The 25,730-nt window shown below is 70.2% G+C and carries 20 protein-coding genes, 1 tRNA gene and 1 other RNA gene; 10 read left to right on the forward strand and 12 right to left on the reverse strand.

The genetic code is table 11. The annotated features are described in order from the left end of the window. Positions 1-31 precede the first annotated feature (31 nt). Positions 32-973, reverse strand: coding sequence for an alpha/beta hydrolase (locus ACFC1J_RS03435; RefSeq protein ID WP_375902462.1), 942 nt, complete (start codon positions 971-973; stop codon positions 32-34). Next, on the reverse strand, positions 970-2,412 hold the full coding sequence (locus ACFC1J_RS03440) for an MFS transporter (RefSeq protein ID WP_375902464.1): 1,443 nt from the start codon (positions 2,410-2,412) through the stop codon (positions 970-972). The genes ACFC1J_RS03435 and ACFC1J_RS03440 overlap by 4 nt, the downstream gene beginning before the upstream one ends. 120 nt (positions 2,413-2,532) lie before the next feature. On the opposite strand from ACFC1J_RS03440, the gene ACFC1J_RS03445 reads away from it, so the two are divergent. Beyond that, a complete protein-coding gene (locus ACFC1J_RS03445) occupies positions 2,533-3,138 on the forward strand; it encodes a TetR/AcrR family transcriptional regulator (RefSeq protein ID WP_375902466.1) in 606 nt (201 codons plus the stop codon). Positions 3,139-3,195: 57 nt separating this feature from the next. Here the strand turns inward: ACFC1J_RS03445 and ACFC1J_RS03450 are convergent, their stop codons facing one another. The 4 genes from ACFC1J_RS03450 to ACFC1J_RS03465 are packed head-to-tail and all read right to left on the reverse strand — an operon-like array spanning position 3,196 to position 8,708. Beyond that, on the reverse strand, positions 3,196-4,119 hold the full coding sequence (locus ACFC1J_RS03450; RefSeq protein ID WP_375902468.1) for a diacylglycerol/lipid kinase family protein: 924 nt from the start codon (positions 4,117-4,119) through the stop codon (positions 3,196-3,198). Positions 4,120-4,167: 48 nt separating this feature from the next. Beyond that, entirely contained in the window at positions 4,168-7,149 is a 2,982-nt protein-coding gene (locus tag ACFC1J_RS03455) for a bifunctional [glutamine synthetase] adenylyltransferase/[glutamine synthetase]-adenylyl-L-tyrosine phosphorylase (RefSeq protein ID WP_375902470.1), read from the reverse strand. Positions 7,150-7,161: 12 nt separating this feature from the next. Next, a complete protein-coding gene (locus ACFC1J_RS03460; protein WP_375902472.1) occupies positions 7,162-8,499 on the reverse strand; it encodes a glutamine synthetase family protein in 1,338 nt (445 codons plus the stop codon). A 5-nt stretch (positions 8,500-8,504) separates the two neighbouring features. Continuing rightward, positions 8,505-8,708 (reverse strand): SPOR domain-containing protein, encoded by a 204-nt coding sequence (locus ACFC1J_RS03465; RefSeq protein ID WP_375902474.1) that lies wholly within the window; start codon positions 8,706-8,708, stop codon positions 8,505-8,507. Positions 8,709-8,774: 66 nt separating this feature from the next. On the opposite strand from ACFC1J_RS03465, the gene ppgK reads away from it, so the two are divergent. Next, a complete protein-coding gene (gene ppgK / locus ACFC1J_RS03470) occupies positions 8,775-9,518 on the forward strand; it encodes a polyphosphate--glucose phosphotransferase (protein WP_375902476.1) in 744 nt (247 codons plus the stop codon). Between the two features lie 999 nt (positions 9,519-10,517). On the opposite strand, the gene ACFC1J_RS03475 is transcribed toward ppgK, so the two are convergent. From ACFC1J_RS03475 to ACFC1J_RS03485, 3 genes are all read right to left on the reverse strand, one after another. Continuing rightward, entirely contained in the window at positions 10,518-11,003 is a 486-nt protein-coding gene (locus ACFC1J_RS03475) for a hypothetical protein (RefSeq protein WP_375902478.1), read from the reverse strand. A gap of 345 nt (positions 11,004-11,348) precedes the next feature. After that, positions 11,349-11,712, reverse strand: an RNA gene (gene rnpB / locus ACFC1J_RS03480) — RNase P RNA component class A. Positions 11,713-11,724: 12 nt separating this feature from the next. Beyond that, positions 11,725-13,455: a bifunctional 3'-5' exonuclease/DNA polymerase gene (locus tag ACFC1J_RS03485; RefSeq protein ID WP_375902480.1), complete on the reverse strand. Its 1,731-nt coding sequence runs from the start codon at positions 13,453-13,455 to the stop codon at positions 11,725-11,727. Positions 13,456-13,599: 144 nt separating this feature from the next. Between ACFC1J_RS03485 and ACFC1J_RS03490 the strand changes: the two genes are divergently transcribed. After that, a complete protein-coding gene (locus ACFC1J_RS03490) occupies positions 13,600-14,439 on the forward strand; it encodes an aldo/keto reductase (RefSeq protein ID WP_375902482.1) in 840 nt (279 codons plus the stop codon). Between the two features lie 18 nt (positions 14,440-14,457). On the opposite strand, the gene ACFC1J_RS03495 is transcribed toward ACFC1J_RS03490, so the two are convergent. Both ACFC1J_RS03495 and ACFC1J_RS03500 read right to left on the reverse strand, forming a co-directional pair. Then, on the reverse strand, positions 14,458-15,210 hold the full coding sequence (locus ACFC1J_RS03495) for a zinc ribbon domain-containing protein (protein ID WP_375902484.1): 753 nt from the start codon (positions 15,208-15,210) through the stop codon (positions 14,458-14,460). 49 nt (positions 15,211-15,259) lie between these two features. Next, positions 15,260-15,664, reverse strand: coding sequence for a YchJ family protein (locus ACFC1J_RS03500; protein WP_375902485.1), 405 nt, complete (start codon positions 15,662-15,664; stop codon positions 15,260-15,262). 72 nt (positions 15,665-15,736) lie between these two features. Here ACFC1J_RS03500 and ACFC1J_RS03505 point away from each other — a divergent pair, with 72 nt between their 5' ends. After that, positions 15,737-17,929, forward strand: a complete 2,193-nt coding sequence (locus ACFC1J_RS03505; protein WP_375902487.1) for a heavy metal translocating P-type ATPase — start codon at positions 15,737-15,739, stop codon at positions 17,927-17,929. Positions 17,930-17,956: 27 nt separating this feature from the next. Here the strand turns inward: ACFC1J_RS03505 and ACFC1J_RS03510 are convergent, their stop codons facing one another. Next, entirely contained in the window at positions 17,957-19,087 is a 1,131-nt protein-coding gene (locus ACFC1J_RS03510; protein WP_375902489.1) for an aminotransferase class V-fold PLP-dependent enzyme, read from the reverse strand. 42 nt (positions 19,088-19,129) lie between these two features. On the opposite strand from ACFC1J_RS03510, the gene ACFC1J_RS03515 reads away from it, so the two are divergent. From ACFC1J_RS03515 to ACFC1J_RS03540, 6 genes are all read left to right on the forward strand, one after another. After that, positions 19,130-19,202: transfer RNA gene (locus ACFC1J_RS03515), tRNA-Val, on the forward strand. Between the two features lie 148 nt (positions 19,203-19,350). Further along, complete coding sequence (aceE, locus tag ACFC1J_RS03520) at positions 19,351-22,074, forward strand: pyruvate dehydrogenase (acetyl-transferring), homodimeric type (RefSeq protein WP_375902491.1); 2,724 nt, start codon at positions 19,351-19,353, stop codon at positions 22,072-22,074. A 31-nt stretch (positions 22,075-22,105) separates the two neighbouring features. Next, the gene (locus ACFC1J_RS03525; protein ID WP_375902492.1) at positions 22,106-23,314 is read left to right on the forward strand and encodes a PucR family transcriptional regulator; all 1,209 of its coding nucleotides are present in this window, start codon (positions 22,106-22,108) and stop codon (positions 23,312-23,314) included. A 111-nt stretch (positions 23,315-23,425) separates the two neighbouring features. Beyond that, positions 23,426-24,346: an ACP S-malonyltransferase gene (locus ACFC1J_RS03530; RefSeq protein WP_375902493.1), complete on the forward strand. Its 921-nt coding sequence runs from the start codon at positions 23,426-23,428 to the stop codon at positions 24,344-24,346. Beyond that, complete coding sequence (locus ACFC1J_RS03535; RefSeq protein ID WP_375902495.1) at positions 24,343-25,341, forward strand: beta-ketoacyl-ACP synthase III; 999 nt, start codon at positions 24,343-24,345, stop codon at positions 25,339-25,341. Before ACFC1J_RS03530 ends, ACFC1J_RS03535 begins: the two co-directional genes overlap by 4 nt. A gap of 63 nt (positions 25,342-25,404) precedes the next feature. Continuing rightward, the gene (locus tag ACFC1J_RS03540) at positions 25,405-25,653 is read left to right on the forward strand and encodes an acyl carrier protein (RefSeq protein WP_045250084.1); all 249 of its coding nucleotides are present in this window, start codon (positions 25,405-25,407) and stop codon (positions 25,651-25,653) included. The last annotated feature ends 77 nt before the right edge of the window (positions 25,654-25,730 follow it).

The raw sequence follows: 25,730 nt of genomic DNA on the forward strand, positions 1-25,730 counted from the left end.
ATCGGACGGAGGGTCGGTGCAGGGCGGGAGGTCAGTGGTCGTCGATCCATTGGACGATCCGACGGAGGCCGTCCTGCGCGGCGGGCGTGCCCGGCTGAGCCAGATAGCCGTGAAAGGCGCCCGGCACGGTCTCGTAGCCGGTCTCGACGCCGGCCGCTCGCAGCGCGGCCGCGAACGCCGCCGACGATGCCCGTAGTTCATCGGACTCCGCGTCCATCACGAACGTGGGCGGCATGCAGTCCAGCGGACCGAGCGCCGGGAAGGCGACCGGATCCTCGTGGTACCGGACGCCCGCCCAGTTGAGGTTCAGAAGACTGACCATGCGCGGGGTGAAACGGAACGGCGGAGGCGTGCTCTCGAGGGCCGCAACGAGATCCTCCGGGAGCGGGGGCAGGACGAAGTGCAGGAGCGGATACGCGGCGACCAGGGTGGCCGGCGCCTGCTCCCCCGCCGCAATGAGCCGTCGCACCACGCCCGCGGCGAGATTGGCGCCCGCGCTCGCACCTCCCAGGTGCAGCTTCTCCGGCGTCGTTCCCAGTCGATCGACATAGGCGTGCACCCACTGCCAGGCAGCGAGCACGTCGTCGGAGAGGACGGGGAAGCACGTGCGTCCGCGTGCCTTGCGGTAGTCCACCGATGCGACCGCGATCCCGCGCGCCGCGATCGACATCGCCACCGCGTGCGCCTCCGGGGAGTCGAGCATGCCGAACATCCAGGCGCCGCCGTGCACCCAGACGAAGCCCGCGCGCGGCTCCGCGTCGTCCCGGCGGTAGAGGCGCACCGGGATCGGCCCGCGCGGGCCCGGCACCGCGACGTCCTCTGTGACCACGGCCCCGAGCTCCGGGTCCAGGGCGATGAGTTCGGCACTCGTCATGCTCTCCTCCGGCATGAACCGGGCTGCGGTGCGCAGCAGCATGCGCGCGAGCAGCTGGTTCGCGACGGTGGGGCGCAGAGGAGGCGGGAGCACGCTCATCGCACGCGCCGGATCGGGAAGACGAGCAGCGCAGCGACCACGACGATCACGATCGCGACGATCCACAGCGCCGTGTAGCCGCCGGTCACCGCGACGACCACACCCGCGAGCAGCGGGCCGAGTGCCTGCCCGAGGTTGCCACCCAGCGTGCTCACCCCGAGATCGCGGGCAGCCGCGTCCCTGTCCGGCAACAGGTCGATGAACATGGCCTGGTCGACCGTGAGGAACGTGCCGACCCCCACCCCGGCGATGACCCCCTGGATGAACAGGGCGGGCAAGGTCGGGCTGAGCAGCGGGATGAACATCGACCCGGCGATCAGGAAGGTCGCGCCGATGACGAACGGCTTGCGCCGCCCGACCCGATCCGACCACCATCCGGCGACGAGCAGTGCCACCACGGTCCCGGGGATCCCGGCCATCGCGAGCAGTGGCGAGATCTGCGCGGCCTCGGCCGCGGAGAGTCCCGGCCGGATGTAGCTCTGCAGCATGTAGATGCCGAACGCGCCGGATACTCCGCCGCCGAACAGCAACGCGACCTTCGCGATCCACAGCCAGCGGAAGTCTCGGTCCCTGAGCGCGACCGTGAACGAGGCCAGCACCTGTCTGAGAGTCATCGGGGGTACGACGAGGTCCCGGGAGGATCGATCCCGAGCGAGCAGGACGAAGAGCACGGTGAACACGATCACGGCGACGACGAACGGGAAGTACGCATCGAGACCGATGATCGCGAACAGGGCTCCTGCCACGATCGAGCCGATCGCACCGCCGATGAGCGAGGAGAACCCGGACAGCGCTGACATCGACCCGCGCTGTCCAGGCGGCACCCTGTCTGCCACTGTCGCATTCAGCGGCCCGGATGCGAGGTTCAATCCCAGCTGGGCGACGGAATAGGTCACCAGCAGCAGCCCGATCGTCGGTGAGAACCGCATCGCCACGAGCAGCGCGGCTCCGATCACCGCGCCCGCGATGATCCAGGGAGCGCGCCGTCCCCAGCGCGAGCGCGTGCGATCCGAGAGGATGCCCGCGATGGGCTGGATGAGCATGGTCAGGATCGAGGAGACGACGGCGATCGACGACAGGCCGAGCGCCCGTGCCGCCTCGAACTCTGCGAGCAGCCTGAGCAGTCTGCTCTGGTCGGCGGTCGGAACCGTGCTCCCCGCATCGACCGCGTACTTGAGCGCGGTGAGGGACTGCAGATCCACGCCCGCGTCCGCACCGCCGAAGAACTGTCCGAACTCGATCTGCTGCACGTGCAGCGGAAGCAGGATGCCGCCCACCGCACCCCAGATCGCCGCGATCGACAGTCCGGCCATCAGATAGCTCACGCGATATCGCCGGAAGTGCGCCCCGCGCCGGTACAGCGCCGAGGTCCCCGGCGCGGGAGCAGGATCCGGCGTGTCGGGGGTGCCGGGGACGAGCATCGGGTCGGCGTTGACCATGGTGGCTCCAGGGGATCGTGCGAGCTCGATCGGCTCGACTGGCGACGACACTAACAGAAAACCATCCAGTTGGGTGGTTTTTCTTCCATGACCCGGATCCGCTGAGGTAGCCTCGAATCCGTGAGCACCGATCCCTCCCCCGCCCCACGGCGCTATCCGAAGGGCGAGGCGCGTCGTACGGCCATCCTGGAGGCCGCCCTCGAGGTGTTCGCGACCGCCGGCTACCGCACCGGCGGCCTGCGCGAGGTCGCCGCGAAGGCGGGGCTCACCCACGCCGGCGTGCGCCACTACTTCCCGACCAAGCTCGACCTGCTGCACGCGGTGCTGGGCTGGCGGGACGAACAGGCGATCCGGCGGATGTCCTCCTCGGAGGATCCCCTCGACGTGCTGAAGCAGTGGATCGAGGCGGCCCGCTACAACCAGGGCGCACAGCGGATGGTGGAGCTCCAGGTGACGCTCGCGGCCGAGGCCACTTCTTCCGACCATCCGCTGCACGAGTACCTGCGGGAGCGCTACGAGTTCGCCGTCGCCTTCCTCCGCGACACCTTCACCGCCTTGCAGGCACGTGGCGACGTGGTCGCGGATGTGGCTCCGGAATCCGCCGCGCGCACGCTCATCGCCCTGACGGACGGCATCCAGACGCAGTGGCTGCTGAACCGGGACGGGGTCGACATGGTCGCGCTCGTGCGCGAGGAGATCCAGCGCATCCTGACGGTCGAGATCTGACGCGCGGCCACTCGCGCCTGACCCGATCCGCCCGCGGTCCGCAGGCGAAGGGTGGGCTCAGGCGCGGACCAGCAGGGCGCCGGGACGGACGCCGGCTCGGAAAGAGCGCACCTCACCCCGCTCTTCTCCATCGATCTGGAACGGCTGCGGCCGGTCCAGATCGACGTCGATGCTGCGCGCCGACGCGTGGCGCACCACGTCCGTGCTCGTCGTCTCTCCGCCGAGAAGCCGCCGCAGGCCGTTGTCCCAGACCACGGTGCGAACCGTCTCGAACCAGTCCGCGACGCCGTCCGCGCTGATGAGCAGGAGATCCAGCTGCCCGTCGTCCGGCACGGCGTCCGGCAGCAGTGTGATCCCGCCCTGGATCGTCCCGCAGTTCCCGATCATGAGCGTGTGGACGCGCGCACGATCACGGGGCTCGTCGTCGAGGCTCAGCTCCACCGGCACGAGTTCAGTGCCGGCCGCGGCGGCTCCGAGCGCCTTCACATACGCGAGCCAGCCGGCCTTCGCCTTGAGCTCGTCATCGGTCTCCTCGAGCATGCGCGCATCGAGGCCCAGACCGGCCATCACGACGAACAGATGCTCGCCCGCGGCATCGCCGTCGAGCACCTCGATCGTGCCCACGTCGATGCGCCGGGGCTCCGCGGAGAGCGCATGGGCGACCGCGTCGGACGTTCCCGTCAGGGGCACCCCGAGGTTCCGCGCGAGCAGATTGCCGGTGCCGTGCGGCAGGATCCCCAGCGCGACGTCGGTGCCCGCCAGCACCCCGGCCACCGCACGGACCGTGCCATCCCCTCCGGCCGCGAAGACGAGCGCGCATCCGGCGTCGACCGCCTCCTCTGCCATCCCCCGGCCCGGGTCGTCCTCCGTCGTGTCGAACACCCGGATGTCGGCATCGGGGAGGCGCTCCAGGATCGCCGCGCGCACCTCCTCCTCCGACTCGAGCTTCATTGGATTGCGGACCACACCGACGATCGTCATGAGTCCATCCTCCCTGGGCCGCGACAGGAACGGCACGAGAAGCGCCCGTCAGCCGTAGAACAGTGTCTCGAAGACCTTCCTGGCCCGGCGGGTGACCCGCAGGTACTCCTCCTCGACGGTCGCCGCGGAGCGATCGGGATAGCCGAGGATCCTGCCGACGCCGTCGAGTTCGCGCGGGTCGGCAGGAAGCACGTCCTTCGTCTGCCCAGTGAGCAGCGTCATCGCCGAGCGCAGCCGGCTGGACAGCCGCCACGCCTCGCGCAGAAGCTCGCCGCCCTCCTCGGGCACGAACCCGGATGCGACCGCCACATCCAGCGCCGCGAGCGTGGAGGTCGTGCGCAACGCGGGCACCGCGTGCGCGTGCTGCAGCTGCACGATCTGGATCAGCCACTCCACGTCGCTGAGCGTGCCGGGACCGAGCTTGAGGTGGCGGCGCGGATCCACCCCCTGCGGCAGCCGCTCTCCTTCGACTCTGGCCTTGATGCGCTTGATCTCCCGCACCGAGGCCAGATCCAGCGATTCGGGGTAGCGCACGCCGTCGGCGAGCCCGATGAAACGCTCGATCAGCTTGTGGCTGCCCGCGACGCCCCTGGCCCGCAGCAGCGCCTGCGCCTCCCAGGACAGGGACCAGCGGCGGTAGTACGCGGCATAGGCATCGAGCGTGCGCACGAGCGGGCCGTTGCGCCCCTCCGGGCGCAGGTCCGCGTCGAGGTCGAGCGGCAGCCGATGGTCCGTGAGGTGCTCCCGGAGCCCCGCCACGATGCGCGTGGCGAGCTGCTGCGCGCGCTGCGGCTCGACGCCGTTCGCGTCGTACACGAACAACACGTCCGCGTCGGATCCGAATCCGAGCTCCGCGCCGCCGAAGCGCCCCATCCCGATGACGGAGAAGTCCAGGGCGTCGTCCTCCTCCGGCACGACGTCGCGACGTACGGCCCGCAGCGCGGCTTGGATCGTGGCGTCCGTGATCCCGGTCAATGCACTGGCGACCTCGTCGATCGTGAGCACATCCAGCACGGCGCCCATCGCGGTGCGCAGCAGCTCGCGCCGCCGCAGCGCCCGCACCGAGCGCATGGCGTCGAGGATCGTGTCGTGCCGGGTCTGGATGGCCCTGGCCTCCTCGTCGAGGGCGAAACGGGGGCGCGGCCGCAGCTGCTCCGTGCTCTCCAGCCACGCGACGGACTCGGGGATCCACTCCATCAGCTCGCCGACGTAGCGCGACGAGGACAGCACCCGCGTGAGTCGCTCCGCCGCCCCCGAGGAGTCGCGCAGCATCCGCAGGAACCACGGGGTGTCGCCGAGGCGCTCGCTGATGCGTCGGAACGCGACCAGGCCGTAATCGGGGTCGGTGCCATCCGCGAACCAGCGCACCATGATCGGCATGAGGTGCTTCTGGATGGTCGCCTTGCGGCTGAGCCCGGTGGTGAGCGCACCGATGTGGCGGAGCGCTCCCGCAGGGTCGCGGAAGCCGATCGCCGCGAGACGATCGTGCGCCTGGTCGGTGGAGAGCGTGCGCTCCGCCTCCGGCAGCGACGCGACGGCGCTGAGCAGCGGACGGTAGAACAGTCGGGTGTGCAGATCGCGCACTTCGCGGCGCACGTCCTCCCAGACGCCCCGGATGCCGGCCGCCGACTCGGCCAGCCCGGTCGCGCGGCCGAGTACCCGCAGCGCTTCCGAGTCGCGCGGAACGAGGTGCGTGCGCTGCATCTCGCGCAGCTGCAGTCGATGCTCGATCAGCCGCAGGACCCGGTAGTCGTGCGCGAACAGCCCGGCCTCGGCGCGGCCGATATAGCCGCCGGCGACCAGCGCCTCGAGCGACTCCAGGGTGCCTCTGGTGCGGATCTGCGGATCCGTGAGCCCGTGCACGAGCTGCAGCAGCTGCACGGTGAACTCGATGTCCCGCAGCCCACCGGGGCCCAGCTTCAGCTGATACGGGACGTCCTCCGGAGCGATGTGCTCCGTGACGCGCTCGCGCATCCGCTGCACGCTCCCGACGAAGTCCTCCCTCGCCGCGCTCGACCACACCTTGGGCTGCACCGCGTTCACGTACGCGTCGCCCAGCTCGGGATCGCCGGCGATCGCCCGCGCTTTGAGGAGTGCCTGGAACTCCCAGCTCTTGGCCCAGCGGTCGTAGTACGCGACGTGCGAGCCGAGCGAGCGCACCAGTGCGCCTTGCTTGCCCTCGGGCCGGAGCGCGGCGTCGACCTCCCAGAGCGGCGGCTCGGCCTCGATCCCCGCCAGGGCCTGCATGGTCTCGCGGGCGAGGCGGGTCGCGATGTCGATCGCGCGGGATTCGGGCAGCCGCTCCTCGTCCGCGGTGCCGGCGACGTAGATGACGTCGACATCGCTCACGTAGTTCAGCTCGCGCGCCCCGGTCTTGCCCATCCCGATGATCGCGAGCCGGGTGAGTGCGATGTCCCTGCGCCCGTCGGCCGAGTCGCCGGCGACCGTCGTGCGCGCGATCGCGAGTCCCGCTTCCAAGGCCGCGGACGCCGCGTCGGCGAGTGCCGCCGAGACCGCGGCCACCGCCTCGACCGGGTCCGACGCGGCGAGATCCCACGCGGCGATCCCGGCGACCGCACGCCGGTACGCCACGCGCAGCCCCACGCGGGCTGCCGCGTCGCCCGCCGTCGCGAAGCCGTCCACGGCGCCGACCGCCGACAGCAGCGTCGCGCGGAGCTGATCCGCGGTCGGCAGCGCCGCACGCTCCTCGCACAGCAGCGCGAGCTCCTCTGGACGGCGCTCGAAGAACCGGCCGAGTCCCGGCGAGGCGCCGAAGACCGCCCAGGCGCGAGCGCGCGCCGCCTCGTCGGACAGCACCGCCGTGACGGCGGACGGGTCCCGGCGCGCGACCCGCATGAGGCCTGCCAGCGCCTCGTCGGGATCCGCGCTGCGCAACGGCGCGATCAGCGCCGAGGGCGCGAGGCCTGTGGTCTCGCCGAGCTCACGTAGCCCCGCGGACGCGGCGGACAGCCCCACGAAGCCGAGCCGCGCGAGCGCGGACAGCGAGAGCGAGTCGTCGAACCGGGGCACCGCCGTCCCCGATCAGAGCAGTTCGAGGTTGCTCTTGAGCTCGAACGGCGTGACCTGACCGCGGTACGCCTCCCACTCCTTGCGCTTGTTCAGCAGCACGTACGTGAACACCTGCTCGCCGAGGGTCTCCGCCACGAGCTCCGATTCCTCCATGAGCTCGAGCGCGTGATCGAGGCTGGCGGGCAGCGGCGCGTAGCCCAGGGCGCGGCGCTCGGCGTCGCTCAGCGACCACACGTTGTCCTCGGCCTCCGGCGGCAGCTCGTAGCCCTCCTCGATGCCCTTGAGTCCCGCGGCGAGCATCAGCGCGTACGCGAGGTAGGGGTTCGCGGCGGAATCCAGCGCGCGGTACTCGATCCGCGTGGACTGGCCCTTGTTCGGCTTGTACATCGGCACACGGATGAGCGCGGAGCGGTTGGCGTGGCCCCAGGTCACGAAGCTCGGCGCCTCGTCGCCGCCCCAGAGACGCTTGTACGAGTTCACGAACTGGTTCGTCACCGCCGCGATCTCGTTGGCATGGCGCAGGAGCCCCGCGATGAATTGGCGTCCCGTGCGGGAGAGCTGGTACCGCGCGCCCTCCTCGTAGAACGCGTTCAGGTCGCCCTCGAACAGGGACAGGTGCGTGTGCATGCCACTGCCGGGGTGGTTGTTGAGCGGCTTCGGCATGAAGGTCGCGTAGACGCCCTGCTCGATCGCCACCTCCTTGACCACGGTGCGGAAGGTCATGATGTTGTCGGCGGTGGTGAGCGCATCCGCATAACGCAGGTCGATCTCGTTCTGGCCGGGGCCGCCCTCATGGTGACTGAACTCCACCGAGATGCCGAGGTCCTCCAGCATCCGCACCGCGCTGCGCCGGAAGTCGTGCGCGGTGCCGCCGGGCACGTTGTCGAAGTAGCCCGCGGAGTCCGCCGGGACGGGACCCTCCGGGCCGAACTGCGACGACTTCAGCAGGTAGAACTCGATCTCGGGGTGCGTGTAGAACGTGAAGCCCGCATCGGCCGCCTTGGCCAGGGTGCGCTTGAGCACGTGACGCGGGTCTGCGACGGCAGGGCGCCCGTCCGGGGTGGTCAGGTCGCAGAACATCCGCGCGGTCGGGTCGATCTCGCCGCGCCACGGGAGGATCTGGAAGGTCGTCGGATCCGGCTGCGCCAGCAGGTCCGACTCGAAGGTGCGCGTGAGCCCCTCGATCGCGGAGCCGTCGAACCCGATGCCCTCGGCGAACGCCCCCTCGACCTCGGCCGGCGCGATCGCGACCGACTTCAGGGTGCCGATCACATCGGTGAACCAGAGCCGGATGAACTTGACGCCGCGCTCCTCGATAGTGCGCAGCACGAAGTCCCGCTGCTTGTCCATCCCGCTCATCGAGCGCCGTCCGGGCCCCAGTTGTCCTCGGCCGCGTCGTCGTCGGCCCAGGCCTTGGAGCGCTCCTGGAGCACCTCGGGGGCGCGAGCGGCTTCCTCGGCGGTGTCGAACGGACCGATCCGGTCGATCGACGGCGATTCCAGACCGTACTCGACCTCGCCGGTGCTGCTGTTGAACCAGTACTTGTTCTCGCCGGACATCGCTCCTCCTCCTAGGCCTTTGTCACGATCCTACTGGCGCGCCCGCGTCTCGCTAGGCTGTTGCGCATGGCAAAAGCGATCGGCGTGGACATCGGCGGAACCGGCATCAAGGCCGGCATCGTCGACCTCGAGCACGGAACCCTCGAATCGGACCGCATCCGGGTCCCCACACCGAAGGGCGCGGCCCCCGCCGATGTGCTCGCGGCCGTCAAGGAGGTGCTCACGACGCTGGGCGTCGAGGACTCGACTCTGCCCCTGGGCGTGGCCTTCCCCGCGATCGTCAAGTACGGCAAGACGCTGTCGGCCGCGAACATCTCGAAGGAATGGATCGGCTTCGAGGCCGAGCAGTTCTTCGAGGAGGGCCTGGGCCGCCAGATCCACTTCGTGAACGACGCGGATGCGGCCGGAGTCGCGGAGAGCCGCCACGGCGCGGCGCGCGACGCCCGCGGCCTCACGATCCTCGCAACGCTGGGCACCGGGATCGGCTCCGCCTTCATCTATGACGGCGTGCTCGTGCCGAACACCGAGCTCGGCCACCTGAACTTCCGCGGCGAGTCGATCGAGAAGTGGGCCGCCTACTCCGCCATGGAGCGCGACGAACTGAGCTGGGAGGCCTGGTCCGCACGACTGCAGGACTTCTTCTCGCACGTGGAGTTCCTGTTCAGCCCGGATCTGTTCGTGGTCGGCGGAGGCGTCTCCAAGCACCCGGAGAAGTTCATTCCCCTGCTCGACCTGAAGACCCCGATCGTCGCGGCGATCCACCGCAACTCGTCCGGCATCATCGGCGCCGCCTCGCTCGCGGGCGACTGACGTCTGCGCCCTCGACGGGCGCCCACATCGAGAAAGGCCCGGATCCACGCAACCGCGGATCCGGGCCTTCTTCGTGAGGGGAACGGGCCGGCCTGTACGCCGGGATCGAGAGGACAACGGACTCAGGTCGTTCGGCAGGACGTGCTGCAAGCCGGTGCCAGCAGATGCTCGCGAACAATCCGGTGTATTGAGTACAAGGCGCGCGCTCTCCGGTTGGACCCGCCCGCCTGGCGGCCTCAGTAGGTGTCCGGTACAAGACACCGCCCCACGCCCGCCGCCACGGCAGGGGCTTATCGGAGGTAAAGCGTCTTGCCACCGAGCTTGTCCTCAACAGGGCTGCCAAAAGACCACACGGCCCAGCGCTCCCCACCCCATATCGAGGCGGATAGGAGCCGTTGAGCGAGTCGGAACGACGCCTCGCCTTCGCCGAGCGCTCTACTCACGGACGCTCGCAGGGTCAGATCGCGCTCATGTGCGTATGCCTGGCCCGACAAAGACGTTTGCGCTATCGAGATAGCGAGCGAGATGAGGGCAATAATCACCGAAACGATGGCTATGCCAGTCGCCCAGTTCGCCCTAGTAGTTTCCGATCCTTCACTTTTCACAAGTCCCCCATCGAACCAATCGCGGGCCGAATACCGCTCGTGGGATTCAACCACGAGCCACCCCCGCCCCCGAAGAGACGGGGGCGGCTTGCGTCGCGGTTCTCGGTCGGGCGGTGGCGCCTGGTGGTCACGCCCTCGTGCGGGCCCGCGCCAAGGCTGTCGATCACTCCGAAAGGACCGGCGGCGTCGGCCTGTCGATCCAGTGCCCGATGACTCTCGTCTGGGACCTTCACGGACTTGCCACCGGCCTCGTCTTCTTCGGCGCCGGCACCGTCAACTTCACGGGCACCGCAACCGTCTGAGAAGACGCATAGTCAACGACGAAACCGCCCCGCTTCTCTCCGGAGAGAAGCGGGGCGGTCGTTATGGTCGTGCCGCGGTACGGCGCGGGGCGCTACTCCTCCCGGATCGATGGCATCCGCGCGAAGTAGGGCTTCACCGACGCGCTCCCCCACAGCAAGATCAACGCCGTGACGCTGCAGATGACGGTGAGGACCGGGGGCACGACATAAAAGACACCTTCCACGACGGACAAGGTCTCCACGTAGGTGACGTTTACGGACACCCCCCACACCGCGAGGAGCAGAAGGACCGCCAGCAGGATCGTCGCCCAGATTCGACCGCCGGCGCTTCCCCGCCCTGTCAGGATCACGACGACGCCGAGCGCGATGCTATAGGCGGCGCAGATCACCGCGCCCAGAATCTGTATGGACGCGCTCAAACTCGCCATTGTGGCATTGGAGTTCAGGCTATTGATGCCTCCCACAACATACGCAATGCCCGTGGCGACCGGGCCGAACACGGTAGCGAGGACAGCGAAGACAACCGCAGTCGTCACCCGCGGCGGTCGGTTTGGCCGAGTGCGGTCAGGAGGTGTCATAGCGGTCATCTTATGAGGAACCTGAAGGGGCGTGAGCGAATCTAGGGGCAATCCCTAAGCACGCCGAAAGGCACAGCCACCGGCGACTCAGACCGAGTGGAGGTTCCTCACCTGCTCGTCTCTCCGAAAGGAACGACCGCCTCAGCGTGACCCGCTGCGCAGGAGCGTCTCGGGCATGCCAGCGCATCCGAAACGCTCGACACGTACAGTCACCTGTGGGCGGACTCGGACGACCGCACTCGAGAAGCGGTGGACTCGGTTCTGCTGAATCGTGCGGAATCTGCGGACTCTCTGCGGACCAACACGGCCGGCTGACCAGGAAATACCTGATCAGCCGGAAGTTTGTGAACGGGCCGGCCTGTACGCCGGGTTCTGTGCCGGGGCCCCTCTCGGGGTGTCCCTTCGACGGTCATCTCTCTCGGCGACGCGTTGCCGCGCCGCTCCAGCGGCCTACCCGGGGACTCGGCGAGCCGCGTCAACATCCCCTGTCTGGCCTTGCTCCGGGCGAGGTTTACCTGGCGGGCCGTGTCGCCACGGCCCCCGGTGGTCTCTTACACCACCCTTTCACCCTTACCCCTTGCGGGGCGGTCTTCTCTCTGTGGCACTGTCTCGCGGATTGCTCCGGGTGGGTGTTACCCACCGCCCTGCCCTGTGGAGCCCGGACGTTCCTCGGTGCGGTCTCCCGCCACGCGACCGTCCAGCCGACCCGTTCGCCTCCAGTCTACGAGGCCTTGCCCGCATCCTCGGCGATCCGCAGGTCGAGGGGGATGTCGATGTCGAACCCGGGGAACAGCCGACGCGTCGCCGCGTCGGCCGCGTCCTGCACCACGCGCGCCGCCTCGTCGGCCTGCTCGACGGGCGCGTGCACGATCACCTCGTCGTGCAGGAAGAACGCCAGGTGCGCGCGCCGCGCGAACACCGGCCCGGAGCGCGGCGCCGGGTCGCGCGCGTCGACGAGGGCCGACAGACGATGCCGGATCTCGGCCAGCCACAGCAGCGACCACTCGGCCGCCGTGCCCTGCACCACGAAGTTGCGCGTGAACCGGCCGCGGTCCCTGGCCCTGCTCCGCGCCACGCGCTCGTCGGCGCCGTCCGCGTCCGGATCGCTCGCGCGCGCCTGCGCAGCCGCCCACATCGCGTCCGGTCGGGGCGAGCTCCGGCCGAGGAGCGTCGAGACCACACCGCCGTCCTCCCCTGTCTTGGCCGCAGCGTCCACGAGCGCCATCGCCCGCGGGAAGACGCTCCGCAGCCGCGGGCCGAGCTGACCGCTGGGACCGGTCGTGGCGCCGTACATCGCGCCCAGGACCGCATATTTCGCTTCCTGCCGGGTCTGCACCGCGCCTGAGCGCACGACGCCCTCGTAGAGGTCGGCACCTCGCGCGGCCGCAGCCATCGCCCGATCCTTCGACATCGCCGCGAGCACGCGAGGCTCCAGCTGCGCGACATCCGCGCAGACGAGCGTCCACCCCTCATCGGCTCGCACCGCAGGGCGCAGGCTCCGCGGGATCTGCAGCGCTCCCCCGCCGTTCGACGCCCAGCGGCCGGTGACCACACCACCGGTGAGGTAGATCGGCCGGAAGCGCTCCTCGCGCACCCACTCGGCAAGCCAGGACCAGCCGTTGGCGGTGTACAACCGGGCCAGCTTCTTGTACGCGAGAAGCGGCTCGACGACGGGATGCTCGATCTCGCCGAGCTCCCAGCGCGATGTGGAGTCGACCAGGATCCCGGCCCGGCGCAGCGACTTCAGCAGTCGCGGTGGGCTGTCCGGGTTGACCGTGGCGTCCTCGAGGGACGCGCCGATCGCGACGGCGAGCTCGGCCATCCGGATCGGCCGCGCGCCGGACGCAGGCCGCGGACCGAGCGCTTCGACGAGCAGCCGCTCGTGCACCGCGGTGCTCCACGGCAGGCCCGCGGCCGTCATCTCCTCCGCGATGAGCGCCCCGGTCGACTCCGCCGCGCACAGCAGCGCGAGGCGGCCGTCCGGTGCCCGCTTCAAGGCTCCGCGCTGACGGGCGTATTCGGCGAGGAGCTCGTCGATCTCCGCATACGGGTCGCCGGAGCCCTGCAGCGAGACCTCGTGCAGGTCGAACAATGCCGGCGTCTCGATGGTCGTCGCCAGCGGATCCGCTCTGATCCACCGAGAGGAGGGCGGAATCGGGTCCGCGAGGCTCGTGGTGTCGCGAAGGATCGCGTGGCAGAGCAGCAGGTCGTGGGCGCGGCGGAGTCTGATCCCCGCGGCGAGCAGTGGCGGATACACCTCGCGGAGATGGCGGACCACCCAGCGCGGGCTGGCAGCCCCCTCGAGGCGGGCGACCTCGACGGCCAGCTCCGACGCGGCGACCTCGCGCCGGGCCTGTTCCGCCCCCCGGTCGTCGAACAGCACCAGGAACCACGCGTCCGGCCGGCCCGACCGCCCCAGCACGATCTCGTGCGGAGCGGCCGATTCGATCATGTCTTCGAATCTACGCCCTCATCGCGTCCCGGCACGGCATCCGCGTCGGGTCGAAGCGGATCCGCGGGTGTGTCGGCGTGTATCGCCCGTCGCGCACTCCGCGCCCGGGACGGTTAGCGTGGAGTCACCGGAGAGGAGTTTCCCATGTCCGATGCGTCCCCCTTCATCGCCCACAACGGCTTCGCCCTGCCCGCGCAGGGGCTCGGCACTTACGGCTTCCGCGGCGAGGCCGGCGCGGACGCGGTCCGCAGCGGCATCGAGAGCGGATACCGGCTCATCGATTCCGCCTTCAACTACGAGAACGAGGGCGCCGTCGGCTGGGGAATCTCCGGGGCTGCTGTCGACCGTGCCGAGCTCATCGTCACCTCGAAGCTGGCCGGGCGCCATCACGCGCGGGAGAAGGCGCTCGTCGCCATCGAGGAGAGCCGGTTCCGTCTCGGCATCGACGCGGTCGATCTGTTCCTCATCCACTGGCCGCTGCCGCGCGTGGATTCCTACGTCGAGGCCTGGCAGGCGCTCATCGAGGCGCGCGAGCGCGGGCTCGTGCGCGAGATCGGCGTGTCGAACTTCCTGCCAGAGCACCTGGAGCGCATCGAGGACGCGACGGGCGTGCGGCCCGTCGTCAACCAGATCGAGCTGCACCCGCGCTTCCCTCAGGAGGAGGCTCTGGCCTACCACCGCGCCCAGGGCATCGTCACCGAGGCGTGGAGCCCTCTCGGCAAGGCCGGCGACGTGCTCGACGATCCCACGATCACCCGTGTCGCCGCGGCGCACGGCATCACGCCGGCTCAGGCCGTGCTGGCCTGGCACGCGGGCCGCGGCGTGGTGGCGATCCCGAAGGCCGCGTCCGCCGAGCACCAGGCCCTGAACCTCGCGGCCGCCCAGGTGCGGCTCAGCGCGGATGAGATCACCGCGATCACGGCGCTCAGCGCGCCGGACGGGCGCCTCTGGGGCGGGGATCCCGCCACCCACGAGGAGTTCTGAGAGCGCGGCGCTTCCGGCTCAGTCCGCCGGCGCGGAGCTCTTCAGCCCCGACTCCTCGGTGCGGATCAGGATGCAGCCGCACTCCGGGCAGGACACCACGTCGTCGTCCGCAGCCTGGCGGATGACGTTCAGATCGATCCCGGAGAGCACCATGCGGCACCCTTCGCAGGTGGCGCGGCGCAGCAGTGCCGCGCCCGCGGTGCGGCCTACGCGGCGCTGATACTCGGCCATGAGCGACGGGGAGACGGAGTCGACGAGCGCGACCCGGTCGCGGGCGAGCTGCTCGCCCTCGGTCGTCGCCGCGGCGATGAGAGCCTTGGCCTCCGCGGTCAGCCTCGTGCCCTCGGCCACGGTCTCGTCGATGAGCGCCTGCTGTGCGGAGACGGCGGCTTCGGCGTCTTCGAGGCGGCCCATGAGCTCGAGCTCGGCGTCCTCGAGATCGCTGATCCGTCGTCCGAGGCTCGCGATCTCCTGCTCGAGCGCGACGGCGTCCTTGGGGTTCTGCGTGGCGGCGAGTCGCGCGGCATCCCTGTCGCGGCGCTGCGCGGCGAGGGCGACGTCGGATTCCAGGCGCTTGAGCTCCGCCTGCACGTCGTCGCGCCGGCCGGACAATCCGGTCAGCTCGCGCAACTGGCCCTGCCGCTGAGCGGCGAGCTCGTTGATCCGCTCCCCCTGGACAGGATGCGTGCGCGCGTAGTCGGCCTGCACGATGCGGCGGTCGATGTCGGCGATGTCGAGGAGCACGATCTGGTGCGCGGGGTTGGCTTTCACGCCCCTAAACCTACGCCAGACGAGCGTGCCGCCGTGCGCGCGAGCCGTGTCAGAACAGGTCGCCGTCCACGTAGTACCAGTGCCCGTGCTCGCGCACGAAACGGCTGCGCTCGTGCAGCACTCCGCGTCCGCTCGGATCGCGGTGGATCGCCTCGAACTCCACGACGCCGTCCGCATCGAACGGCCCTCCTCCGGCCTTCGCGAGGATGTCGAGGCGCAGCCAGCGCACCTCGGGGTCGATGTCGAGGCGCGCCGGGCGCGTGGACGGATGCCACGAGCGGAGCAGGTACGCCGCGTCACCGACCGCGAACGCGGTGTACCGGGAGCGCATGAGACGCTCTGCGGTGGGCGCCGGCCGGCCGTCGAGGACCGGCCCGCAGCAGATGTCGAAGACGTCGCCGCTGCCGCACGGGCACCGCTGCGCGCCGCGCTCGGACGTCGGTGCCTCATTCATCATCTCCAGCCTATTCGGTGGTGCAGCCTCCTCTTCCGGAATACCCCTAGGGGGTATAAGATTGAGGACATCATGGACGAACGAACGCAGCACGGCGGCCACCCCGCGGACGGCATCGCGATGCCCGATCACGGACCGGCACACGAGATGCACGCCGCGACAGATCACGCGCAGATGCACGACGCGCACGCGGATCACGTCGACCACTCCGGTCGCGCGGGATCGCCCGATCACGAGGGCCATTCCGGCCATTCCGACCACGCGGGCCATGCCGGCCACGGCGACCACGTCGCCCGCTTCCGTCGCCTGTTCTGGATCATGCTCGTACTGGCGGTGCCCGTCGTCGTCTTCTCCCCCATGTTCGCGATGCTCGTCGGGTACCACGTGCCCGACGTGTTCGCGCTGCAGGCGGTCCCGCCGGTGATCGGCACGGTGCTGTACGTCTGGGGCGGCCAGCCGTTCCTCACCGGTGCGATCTCCGAGATCCGCGGGCGTCGCCCCGGGATGATGCTGCTCATCGCTCTCGCGATCACCGTGGCCTTCCTCGCCTCATGGGGCGCGACGCTGGGGATCCTCGACCACGAACTCGACTTCTGGTGGGAGCTCGCCCTCCTCATCGTGATCATGCTGCTCGGGCACTGGATCGAGATGCGCTCGCTCGCGCAGACGACCTCCGCCCTCGATTCGCTCGCCGCGCTGCTGCCCGATCAGGCCGAGCGCGTGGACGGCGACGACGTCGAACTCGTCGCGCCGGCAGAGCTCCGCGTCGGCGACGTGGTGCTGATCCGCCCCGGAGGCCGGGTGCCCGCCGACGCGATGGTCGTGGACGGATCCGCGAACGTGGACGAGTCGATGATCACCGGCGAGTCCCGCGCGGTGCCTCGCACGACCGGCGACCCGGTCGTCGCGGGCACGATCGCGACGGACTCGGCACTGCGAGCCAGGGTGACCGCGGTCGGAGACGACACGGCCCTCGCAGGGATCGGGCGGCTGGTCGCCGAGGCGCAGTCCTCGTCCTCCCGCGCGCAGCGCCTCGCGGACCGCGCGGCGGGCTGGCTGTTCTGGTTCGCCCTCGTCGCCGGCATCCTGACCGCGGTGGTGTGGACTGCCATCGGGCTGCCCGATGCGGCGGTCGTGCGGGTCATCACCGTCCTCGTGATCGCCTGCCCGCACGCCCTGGGCCTCGCGATCCCGCTCGTGGTGTCGATCGCGACCGAGCGCGCGGCGCGCGGCGGGATCCTCGTGAAGGACCGGATGGCCCTGGAGCGGATGCGCCAGGTCGACGCCGTGCTGTTCGACAAGACCGGAACCCTGACCGAGGGTGCACCCGCGGTGACCGGCATCGCCGTGGCCGAGGGATTCACCGAGGATGAGACGCTCGGCCTGGCCGCCTCGGCGGAGTCCGACTCCGAGCACCCGCTCGCGGCCGCGATCCGCACCGCCGCCGAGCGTCGCGGCATCGCCCGTGGCGCGGTGTCGGAGTTCCGCTCCGAGCCCGCGCTCGGGGTGCGCGCGATCGTCGACGGTCGGACCGTCGAGGTCGGCGGCCCTGCACTGCTCCGGCAGGCGGGCGTCGCGGAGTTGCCCGAGGCCGCCGGATGGCGCGCCGAGGGCGCCATCATCCTGCACGTGATCGTGGACGGGCGCGTGGCAGGCGCGCTCCGGCTCGCCGACGCGATCAGGGAGGAGTCCCGCGCCGCGGTGCGCGCGCTGCAGCAGCGCGGCGTCGACGTGGTCATGATCACCGGGGACGCCGAGGCGGTGGCCGCCTCCGTGGCCGCGGAGCTCGGCATCGAGCGATTCTTCGCGGGCGTCCGCCCCGAGGACAAGTCGGCGCGCGTCGCCGAGCTGCAGTCGGAGGGGCGGACGGTCGCCATGGTGGGGGACGGCGTGAACGATGCGCCGGCGCTCGCACGGGCCGACGTGGGCATCGCGATCGGGGCAGGAACCGACGTCGCGATCGGATCCGCCGGGGTGGTGTTGGCCAGCTCGGATCCGCGCTCCGTCGTCGCCACGATCGAGCTGTCACGGGCCGCGTACCGCAAGATGCGGCAGAACCTGTGGTGGGCCGCCGGCTACAACCTGGCCGCGGTGCCGCTCGCCGCGGGTGTGCTCGCCCCGATCGGCTTCCTGCTGCCGATGTCGGTCGGCGCGATCCTGATGTCGGTGTCCACGGTGGTCGTCGCGCTCAACGCGCAGCTGCTGCGCCGGCTCGACCTGCGGCCCGAGAGCGTCGCGGCAGCGCCGGAGCGGCGCTCGCGCTGAGCGCCGCGTGACCGGACCGGGTCGGACTCAGAGTCCGATCCGGTCCAGGGCAGCCGACAGTCGGTCGACCGTGCCGTCCACGTCGGCGAGCTTGTCCAGGCCGAACAGTCCGATCCGGAAGGTCGAGAACGACTCGGGCTCGCCGCAGTGCAGCGGCACGCCGGCGGCGATCTGGAGTCCCTGCTCGCGGAACAGCGCGCCCGTCCGGAGCCCCGGATCCGTGGTGTGCACGACCGCGACGCTCGGCGAGGCGAAGCCCTCCGCGGCGACCGAGGGCAGGCCGCGCTCTGCCAGCAGGGCGCGCGCACGCGTGCCGAGATCCCACTGGGCGCTGCGCAGCGCGTCGAAACCGCGCTCGCGCGTCTCCGTCATGGCCACGGCGTTGCGCGCGAGCGTATCGGTCGGCATCGTGGCGTGGTACGGCGCGCGCCCGGCGACGTACTCCTCCGAGATCCACAGCCACCGGGCGAGATCGATCGCGAAGCTCGACGAGGTCCGCGAGGTCACCGCCTCGCGACCCGCGTCGCGCAGCATGACGTAGCCGGCCCCCGGGGATCCGCTCCAGCCCTTCTGCGGCGCGCTCAGCAGCACGTCCACGCCGAGCGCCTCCATGTCGACCCAGAGCGCGCCGGACGCGATCGAGTCCAGCACGAGCAGTCCGCCGACCTCGTGCACCGCGTCGGCGAGCGCGCGCACATAGTCGTCCGGAAGCAGGATGCCCGCCGCGGTCTCCACGTGCGGCGCGAAGACGACCTCGCTGCGCTGCGCGCGGATCGCGGCGACGACCTCGTCGATCGGCGCCGGCGCCCAGGCGGACTGCGCCTCGTCCGACGCGGCGCGGGCCGTGCACACCACCGTGTTCTGGGCGATGCCGCCGGCGTCGAGGATCTGCGACCAGCGGTAGGAGAACAGTCCGTTGCGGACGATGAGGCATCGTCGCCCGGTGGCGAGCTGGCGGGCCACGGCCTCCATCGCGTAGGTGCCGCCACCTGGCACGATCGCGGTCGTCGTCGCACCGTAGGCGGCGCGCAGATCGGACTGGATGCTCTGCATGACCGCGATGAACCGTGCGGACATGTGGTTCAGGGAGCGGTCCGTGAAGACCACCGAGTACTCCAGCAGGCCGTCGGGATCGACATCGTCGTGCGGAAGGTTCATGGCCCCACCCTGGCACACCGACCCCGCTAGGCTGGAGGGCACGCGCCTATAGCTCAGTTGGTAGAGCACGTCGTTTACACCGATGTGGTCGGGAGTTCGAGTCTCTCTGGGCGCACCCCTCATCCCGCCCGACGTTGTGCACCCCGAGCATGCGAACCGGGCTAGGCTGACTCTCGCGCGCCTTTGTGCGGAGTCGACAAGCCTCCCCGGCGCAGCATCCCGATTTCGTTGGCACGACCTGCCAGACAGACGAAAGGCCTCCTGTGACTGTTCACGACCAGGATCCGTACTCCCAGGGCCCGCTCGACAGCGATCCCGAAGAGACCAGCGAATGGCAGCAATCGCTCGACGAGCTCGTCGACGCGAAGGGCCACGGTCGCGGCCGCGAGATCATGCTGAGCCTGCTCAAGCGCTCGAAGGATCTGCACCTGGGCGTTCCGATGGTTCCGACTACGGACTACATCAACACCATCGCCCCCGAGAACGAACCCGCCTTCCCGGGCGACGAGGAGCTCGAGCGCCGCTACCGGCACTGGATCCGCTGGAACGCCGCCATCACGGTGCATCGCGCCCAGCGTCCTGGCATCGGCGTCGGCGGGCACATCTCGACCTACGCCTCGGCGGCATCGCTGTACGAGGTCGGCTTCAACCACTTCTTCCGCGGTCAGGACCACCCGTCCGGCGGGGATCAGATCTTCTACCAGGGCCATGCCTCCCCCGGCGCGTACGCCCGAGGCTTCCTCGAGGGCCGCATCACCGAGCAGCAGCTCGACGCGTTCCGCCAGGAGAAGTCCGGCGCGCCGAACGGCCTGCCCTCCTACCCGCATCCGCGGATGATGCCGGAGTTCTGGCAGTTCCCGACCGTGTCGATGGGTCTGGGACCGATCAACGCGATCTACCAGGCGATGACGAACAAGTACCTCGCCAACCGCGGCATCAAGCAGAACGACTCGCATGTGTGGGCGTTCCTCGGTGACGGCGAGATGGACGAGGTCGAGTCGCGCGGTCAGCTCCAGGTCGCGGCGAACGAAGGTCTGGACAACCTCACCTTCGTGATCAACTGCAACCTGCAGCGTCTCGACGGCCCCGTGCGCGGCAACGGCAAGATCGTCCAGGAGCTGGAGAGCTTCTTCCGCGGCGCGGGCTGGAACGTCATCAAGGTCGTCTGGGGCCGGGAGTGGGACGACCTGCTCGCCCGCGACACCGACGGCGCCCTGCTGAACCTCATGAACGTCACGCCGGACGGCGACTTCCAGACCTTCAAGGCGGAGAGCGGCGCCTACGTGCGCGAGAACTTCTTCGGCCGCGACGAGCGCGCGCTCGCCCTGGTCAAGGACTACTCCGACGAGGACATCTGGCACCTGCGCCGCGGCGGCCACGACTACCGCAAGGTGTATGCGGCCTACAAGGCGGCCATGGAGCACAAGGGCCAGCCGACCGTCATCCTCGCCAAGACCGTCAAGGGCTACGGCCTGGGTCCGCATTTCGAGGGCCGCAACGCGACCCACCAGATGAAGAAGATGACGCTGGACGACCTCAAGCTGTTCCGCGACACGATGCACATCCCGATCACGGACGCGCAGCTCGAGGCCGACCCGTACCGTCCCCCGTACTACCACCCGGGACAGAATGACGAGACGATCCAGTACATGCTGGACCGCCGTCACGACCTGGGCGGGTTCCTGCCCGAGCGCCGCACCACCCACGTGGGGCTCGAACTCCCCCAGGAGAAGGACTACGCGCTGCCGAAGAAGGGCTCCGGCAACCAGGAGGTCGCCACGACCATGGCCTTCGTCCGCATGGTCAAGGACCTCATGCGGGTCAAGGGCTTCGGCGAGCGGATCGTCCCGATCATCCCGGACGAGGCGCGCACGTTCGGCATGGACGCGTACTTCCCGACCGCGAAGATCTACAACCCCAACGGCCAGAACTACACCTCGGTCGACCGGGAGCTGCTGCTCGCGTACAAGGAGAGCCCGCAGGGCCAGATCATGCACGTCGGCATCAACGAGGCGGGTGCGGTCGCCGCATTCACCGCGACGTCGACCGCGTACTCCACGCACGGCGAGCCGCTCATCCCGATCTACATCTTCTACTCGATGTTCGGCTACCAGCGCACCGGCGACGCGTTCTGGGCCGCCGGCGATCAGATGGGCCGCGGCTTCATCATCGGCGCGACCGCGGGACGCACCACGCTGACCGGCGAGGGCACCCAGCACGCGGACGGGCACTCGCCGCTGCTCGCCTCGACCAACCCGGCCACGCTCGTCTACGACGCGGCGTACGGCTACGAGGTCTCGCACATCGTGCAGGCCGGCATCGAGCAGATGTACGGCGGCACCCACCCGAACCCGGACGTCATGTACTACCTCACGGTGTACAACGAGCCGATGCGGATGCCGGCCGAGCCCGCCGACGTGGACGCCGAGGGGATCCGCAAGGGTCTGCACCGCATCTCGGTCGGATCCGGCGAGGGTCAGCGCGTGCAGCTGCTCGCGTCCGGCGTGGGCGTGCCGTGGGCGATCGAGGCTCAGGAGCTGCTGCTCGCCGACTGGGGCGTGTCCGCCGACGTCTGGTCGGTCACCTCGTGGACCGAGCTGCGCCGCGACGGCCTCGCCGCCGACGAGCACAACTTCCTGCACCCGGATGAGGCGCCGCAGACGGCCTACCTCACCGAGAAGCTGAAGGACGCCCAGGGCCCGTTCATCGCGACGAGCGACTACATGCACGCGGTCCAGGACCAGATCCGCCAGTGGGTCCCCGGTGCGTACTACACGCTCGGCGCCGACGGCTTCGGGTTCGCCGACACGCGCGCCGCGGCCCGCCGCTTCTTCAAGATCGACGGACCGTCCATGGTGGTCCGCGCCCTCCAGGCGCTGGCCGACCAGGGCCGCATCGACCGCTCCGTCGTGGGCCAGGCGATCGCGAAGTACGACCTGTACAACGTGAACGCCGGCACCAGCGGCAACGCCGGCGGCGAGAGCTGACCCGCGCGGCACGATGAGCAGACCTCCCGAGATGACCAAGGAGGAGACACTGGCGTGGCTGCGCCGCATCTCCGGGGACCTCGCCACGGCGACCCTGCAGCGTCTCGAGGATTCGCTGCCGTGGTACGCCGAGATGCCACCGGCCCGACGCTCCGCCGTCGGGCTGGTGGCCCAGGCCGGCATCACCTCGTTCATCCAGTGGTACGACGATCCGACCTCGACGCCCTGGATCGCGGCGGACATCTTCGCCGCGGCTCCCCGTGAGCTGCTGCGGAGCGTCAGCCTGCAGCAGACGCTGCAGCTCATCCGGGTCACGGTCGAGGTGACGGAGGAGCGCGTCGCCGGCAACGGCCAGCACCTCCGCGACGCGATCCTGCTGTACTCGCGGGACGTGGCCTTCGCGGCCGCCGACGTGTACGCGCGCGCCGCCGAGGCCAGGGGCCTGTGGGACGCACGCCTGGAAGCGCTCGTGGTCGACTCGATCCTCACGGGCGAGGCCGACGAGGAACTGCCCAGCCGCATCGCCGCCCTCGGCTGGCACGGACACGGCGAGGTCTGCGTGATCGTGGGCACCACGCCGCCCCAGTTCGACGTGGACCAGGTGCGTCGCACCGCCCGCAAGCTCGCGGTCGACGTGCTGATCGGCGTGCAGGGATCCCGGCTCGTGCTCGTGGTCGGTCGCGCCAAGCCCGCCGCGGGCGAGGACGCCGCCGAGAGCGCAGAACCCGAGGAGTTCTCCTTCGCGGAGATCGCCCGCACCTTCGAGCCGTCGTTCGGCCCGGGGCACGTCGTGGTCGGTCCCGCGGTCGCCGCGCTCGTGGACGCCGGGCAGAGCGCCCGTGCCGCGCTGGCAGGATTCGCCGTGGCACGCGCCTGGCGCGGCGCACCGCGACCGGTGGACGCCGACGAACTGCTGCCGGAGCGCGCCATCGCGGGAGATCCCTTGGCCAAGCAGACGCTCATCGAACGGGTGTTCCGCCCGCTGCACGACCACTCCACCGACCTCGTCACGACCCTGTGGAGCTATCTCGACAACGGCCGCTCGCTCGAGGCGACCGCGCGCGAACTGTTCGTGCACCCCAACACCGTGCGCTACCGTCTGAAGCGGATCAGTGAGGTCATCGGCTGGGACGCGACCGGCCCGCGCGAGGCGTTCATCCTGCAGACCGCACTCGTACTGGGCACGATCGGCACGGCGGATCCGGTCCGGCGCGGACTTCGTCCCCGCAGGCCCCGCTGACCTCCCCGCGTCCGTCCCGGAGCCCGGCGTTGTACGTCTCGGATAACCGATCTGCGGATTCTTGTGAGGGTTGAGCCACCGATTCCGGCCAATCGTTGGCAGACTGGGAACGTGATCGTCTTCGCATGCCCTGGACAGGGCTCCCAGACCCCTGGTTTCCTCTCTCCCTGGCTGGAGCTCGACGGCGTCGCCGAAGACCTCGCCCGCTACTCGGAGGCCGCTGAGGTCGACCTGGTCCAGCACGGCACGGTCTCCGACGCCGACACGATCCGCGACACCCGCATCGCGCAGCCGCTCATCGTCGCCGCCTCGCTCGTCGCGGCGAAGGTCCTGCGGGAGCGGGCCGGCCGCGGACCCGACGGCATCGCCGGCCACTCGGTCGGCGAGTTCGCCGCCGTGGCGGACGCCGGTGTGATCCCCGCCGAGACCGCGATGCGCCTGGTCGGCATCCGCGGACGCGCGATGGCGGATGCCGCCGGCAGGACCCCGACCGGCATGAGCGCAGTCCTGGGCGGCGACGAGGAGGCCGTCCTCGCCCTGCTGTCCGACCTCGACCTCACCCCCGCCAACTACAACGGCGGCGGCCAGATCGTCGCCGCGGGCGCCCTGCCCGCCCTCGCGGCGCTGGCCGAGGCCCCCGTGCGCGGATCCCGCGTGATCGCGCTCCAGGTCGCCGGAGCATTCCACACGCAGTACATGGCCTCCGCCGTCGACACCCTGCGCGAGGCCGTCTCCGGCGTCGACGCCGCGGATCCGACAGTCACGCTCTGGACCAACAAGGACGGATCCGTCCTCACGGAGGGCGCGACCGCGCTGGAGAACCTGGTGACCCAGGTCTCCTCCCCCGTGCGCTGGGACCTGTGCATGGCCTCGTTCGCCGACAACGGCATCACGGGCCTCATCGAACTCACCCCCGCCGGCGCTCTCACCGGCCTCGCGAAGCGCGGCCTGCGCGGCGTTCCCGCCGTCGCCGTGAAGACCCCGGACGACCTCGACGCGGCGGCGGCGCTGCTGAACGGAGAAGCAGCATGACCACGCTCAAGCAGGCCACCGGCCCCGCGTACACCCGCATCTACTCCGTGGGCGCGGCCCGCGGCGAGAACGCGGTGCCGAACGACGACCTCATCGGCCCGATCGACTCGAGCGACGAGTGGATCCGCCAGCGCACCGGCATCATCACCCGCACCCGTGCGATCCCGGAGACCGACGCGATCGACCTCTCCACCGCGGCCGCGGTCGAGGCGATCGAGAAGTCGGGCGTGGCCCCCTCCGACATCGACGTCGTCATCGTCGCGACGATCAGCAACCCGAAGCAGACGCCCTCCGTCTCGGCGATCGTCGCCGACCGGGTCGGCGCGAACCCCGCGGCCGCCTACGACATCAACGCCGCCTGCGCCGGCTACGCCTACGCGGTCGCGCAGGCCGACGCCCTGATCCGCGCCGGAGCCGCGACGCACGCGCTCGTCATCGGCGCCGAGAAGCTCTCCGACGTCGTCGACCCCACCGACCGGAGCATCTCGTTCCTGCTCGGCGACGGCGCCGGCGCAGTCGTGATCGGCCCGAGCGACACCCCGGGGATCTCCGCCACCGTGTGGGGCTCGGACGGTTCGAAGGCCGACGCGGTCGGCATGAACCACACCCTCACCGAGTTCCGCGACGGGCAGGCCCCCTGGCCGACGCTCCGCCAGGAGGGCCCGACGGTGTTCCGCTGGGCGGTCTGGGAGATGGCCAAGGTCGCCAAGCAGGCGCTCGAGCAGGCGGGCATCGAGGCCTCGGATCTGGCCGCCTTCATTCCGCACCAGGCCAACATGCGCATCATCGACGAGTTCGCCAAGCAGCTGAAGCTGCCCGAGACGACCGTGATCGCCCGCGACATCGAGACCACAGGGAACACGTCCGCGGCGTCGATCCCGCTCGCCACGCACCGCCTGCTGCAGGAGCACCCCGAGCTCAGCGGCGGACTCGCCCTGCAGATCGGCTTCGGCGCGGGTCTGGTGTTCGGCGCGCAGGTCGTCGTCCTGCCCTGAGCGGGCCGACGCGACCTCCTAGACTGTTCACCGGTTCGAAACCACCCATAGAAAGAGGAAATCATGGCCTTCAGCAACGACGAGGTCCTCGCTGGCCTTGCAGAGCTCATCACCGACGAGACCGGCATCGACGCCTCGGAGGTCGCTCTGGAGAAGTCCTTCACCGATGACCTGGACATCGACTCGATCTCCATGATGACGATCGTCGTCAACGCGGAGGAGAAGTTCGGCGTCACCATCCCCGACGACGAGGTCAAGAACCTCAAGACCGTCGGTGACGCCGTGAACTTCATCGTCGCCGGCCAGGAGTGACGACTGCGGATGCCACCCCCGCGCTTCTGCGGGGTGTGGCATCCTCCTCTTCCACACGCATCCGCTCCCGGATCCCC

The organism is Microbacterium sp. NPDC056052 (assembly GCF_042266785.1).
Lineage (GTDB): Bacteria > Actinomycetota > Actinomycetes > Actinomycetales > Microbacteriaceae > Microbacterium.

Excerpts from the sequence above, each read along its gene's own strand:
- ACFC1J_RS03540 (WP_045250084.1), top strand. The coding sequence starts at position 25,405 with ATGGCCTTCAGCAACGACGAGGTCCTCGCTGGCCTTGCAGAGCTCATC.
- ppgK (WP_375902476.1), top strand. The coding sequence starts at position 8,775 with ATGGCAAAAGCGATCGGCGTGGACATCGGCGGAACCGGCATCAAGGCC.
- ACFC1J_RS03435 (WP_375902462.1), bottom strand. The coding sequence starts at position 973 with ATGAGCGTGCTCCCGCCTCCTCTGCGCCCCACCGTCGCGAACCAGCTG.
- ACFC1J_RS03465 (WP_375902474.1), bottom strand. The coding sequence starts at position 8,708 with ATGTCCGGCGAGAACAAGTACTGGTTCAACAGCAGCACCGGCGAGGTC.
- ACFC1J_RS03440 (WP_375902464.1), bottom strand. The coding sequence starts at position 2,412 with ATGGTCAACGCCGACCCGATGCTCGTCCCCGGCACCCCCGACACGCCG.
- ACFC1J_RS03535 (WP_375902495.1), top strand. The coding sequence starts at position 24,343 with ATGACCACGCTCAAGCAGGCCACCGGCCCCGCGTACACCCGCATCTAC.
- ACFC1J_RS03500 (WP_375902485.1), bottom strand. The coding sequence starts at position 15,664 with ATGAATGAGGCACCGACGTCCGAGCGCGGCGCGCAGCGGTGCCCGTGC.
- ACFC1J_RS03490 (WP_375902482.1), top strand. The coding sequence starts at position 13,600 with ATGTCCGATGCGTCCCCCTTCATCGCCCACAACGGCTTCGCCCTGCCC.
- ACFC1J_RS03475 (WP_375902478.1), bottom strand. The coding sequence starts at position 11,003 with ATGACACCTCCTGACCGCACTCGGCCAAACCGACCGCCGCGGGTGACG.
- ACFC1J_RS03505 (WP_375902487.1), top strand. The coding sequence starts at position 15,737 with ATGGACGAACGAACGCAGCACGGCGGCCACCCCGCGGACGGCATCGCG.
- ACFC1J_RS03485 (WP_375902480.1), bottom strand. The coding sequence starts at position 13,455 with ATGATCGAATCGGCCGCTCCGCACGAGATCGTGCTGGGGCGGTCGGGC.
- ACFC1J_RS03525 (WP_375902492.1), top strand. The coding sequence starts at position 22,106 with ATGACCAAGGAGGAGACACTGGCGTGGCTGCGCCGCATCTCCGGGGAC.
- ACFC1J_RS03450 (WP_375902468.1), bottom strand. The coding sequence starts at position 4,119 with ATGACGATCGTCGGTGTGGTCCGCAATCCAATGAAGCTCGAGTCGGAG.
- ACFC1J_RS03460 (WP_375902472.1), bottom strand. The coding sequence starts at position 8,499 with ATGGACAAGCAGCGGGACTTCGTGCTGCGCACTATCGAGGAGCGCGGC.
- ACFC1J_RS03510 (WP_375902489.1), bottom strand. The coding sequence starts at position 19,087 with ATGAACCTTCCGCACGACGATGTCGATCCCGACGGCCTGCTGGAGTAC.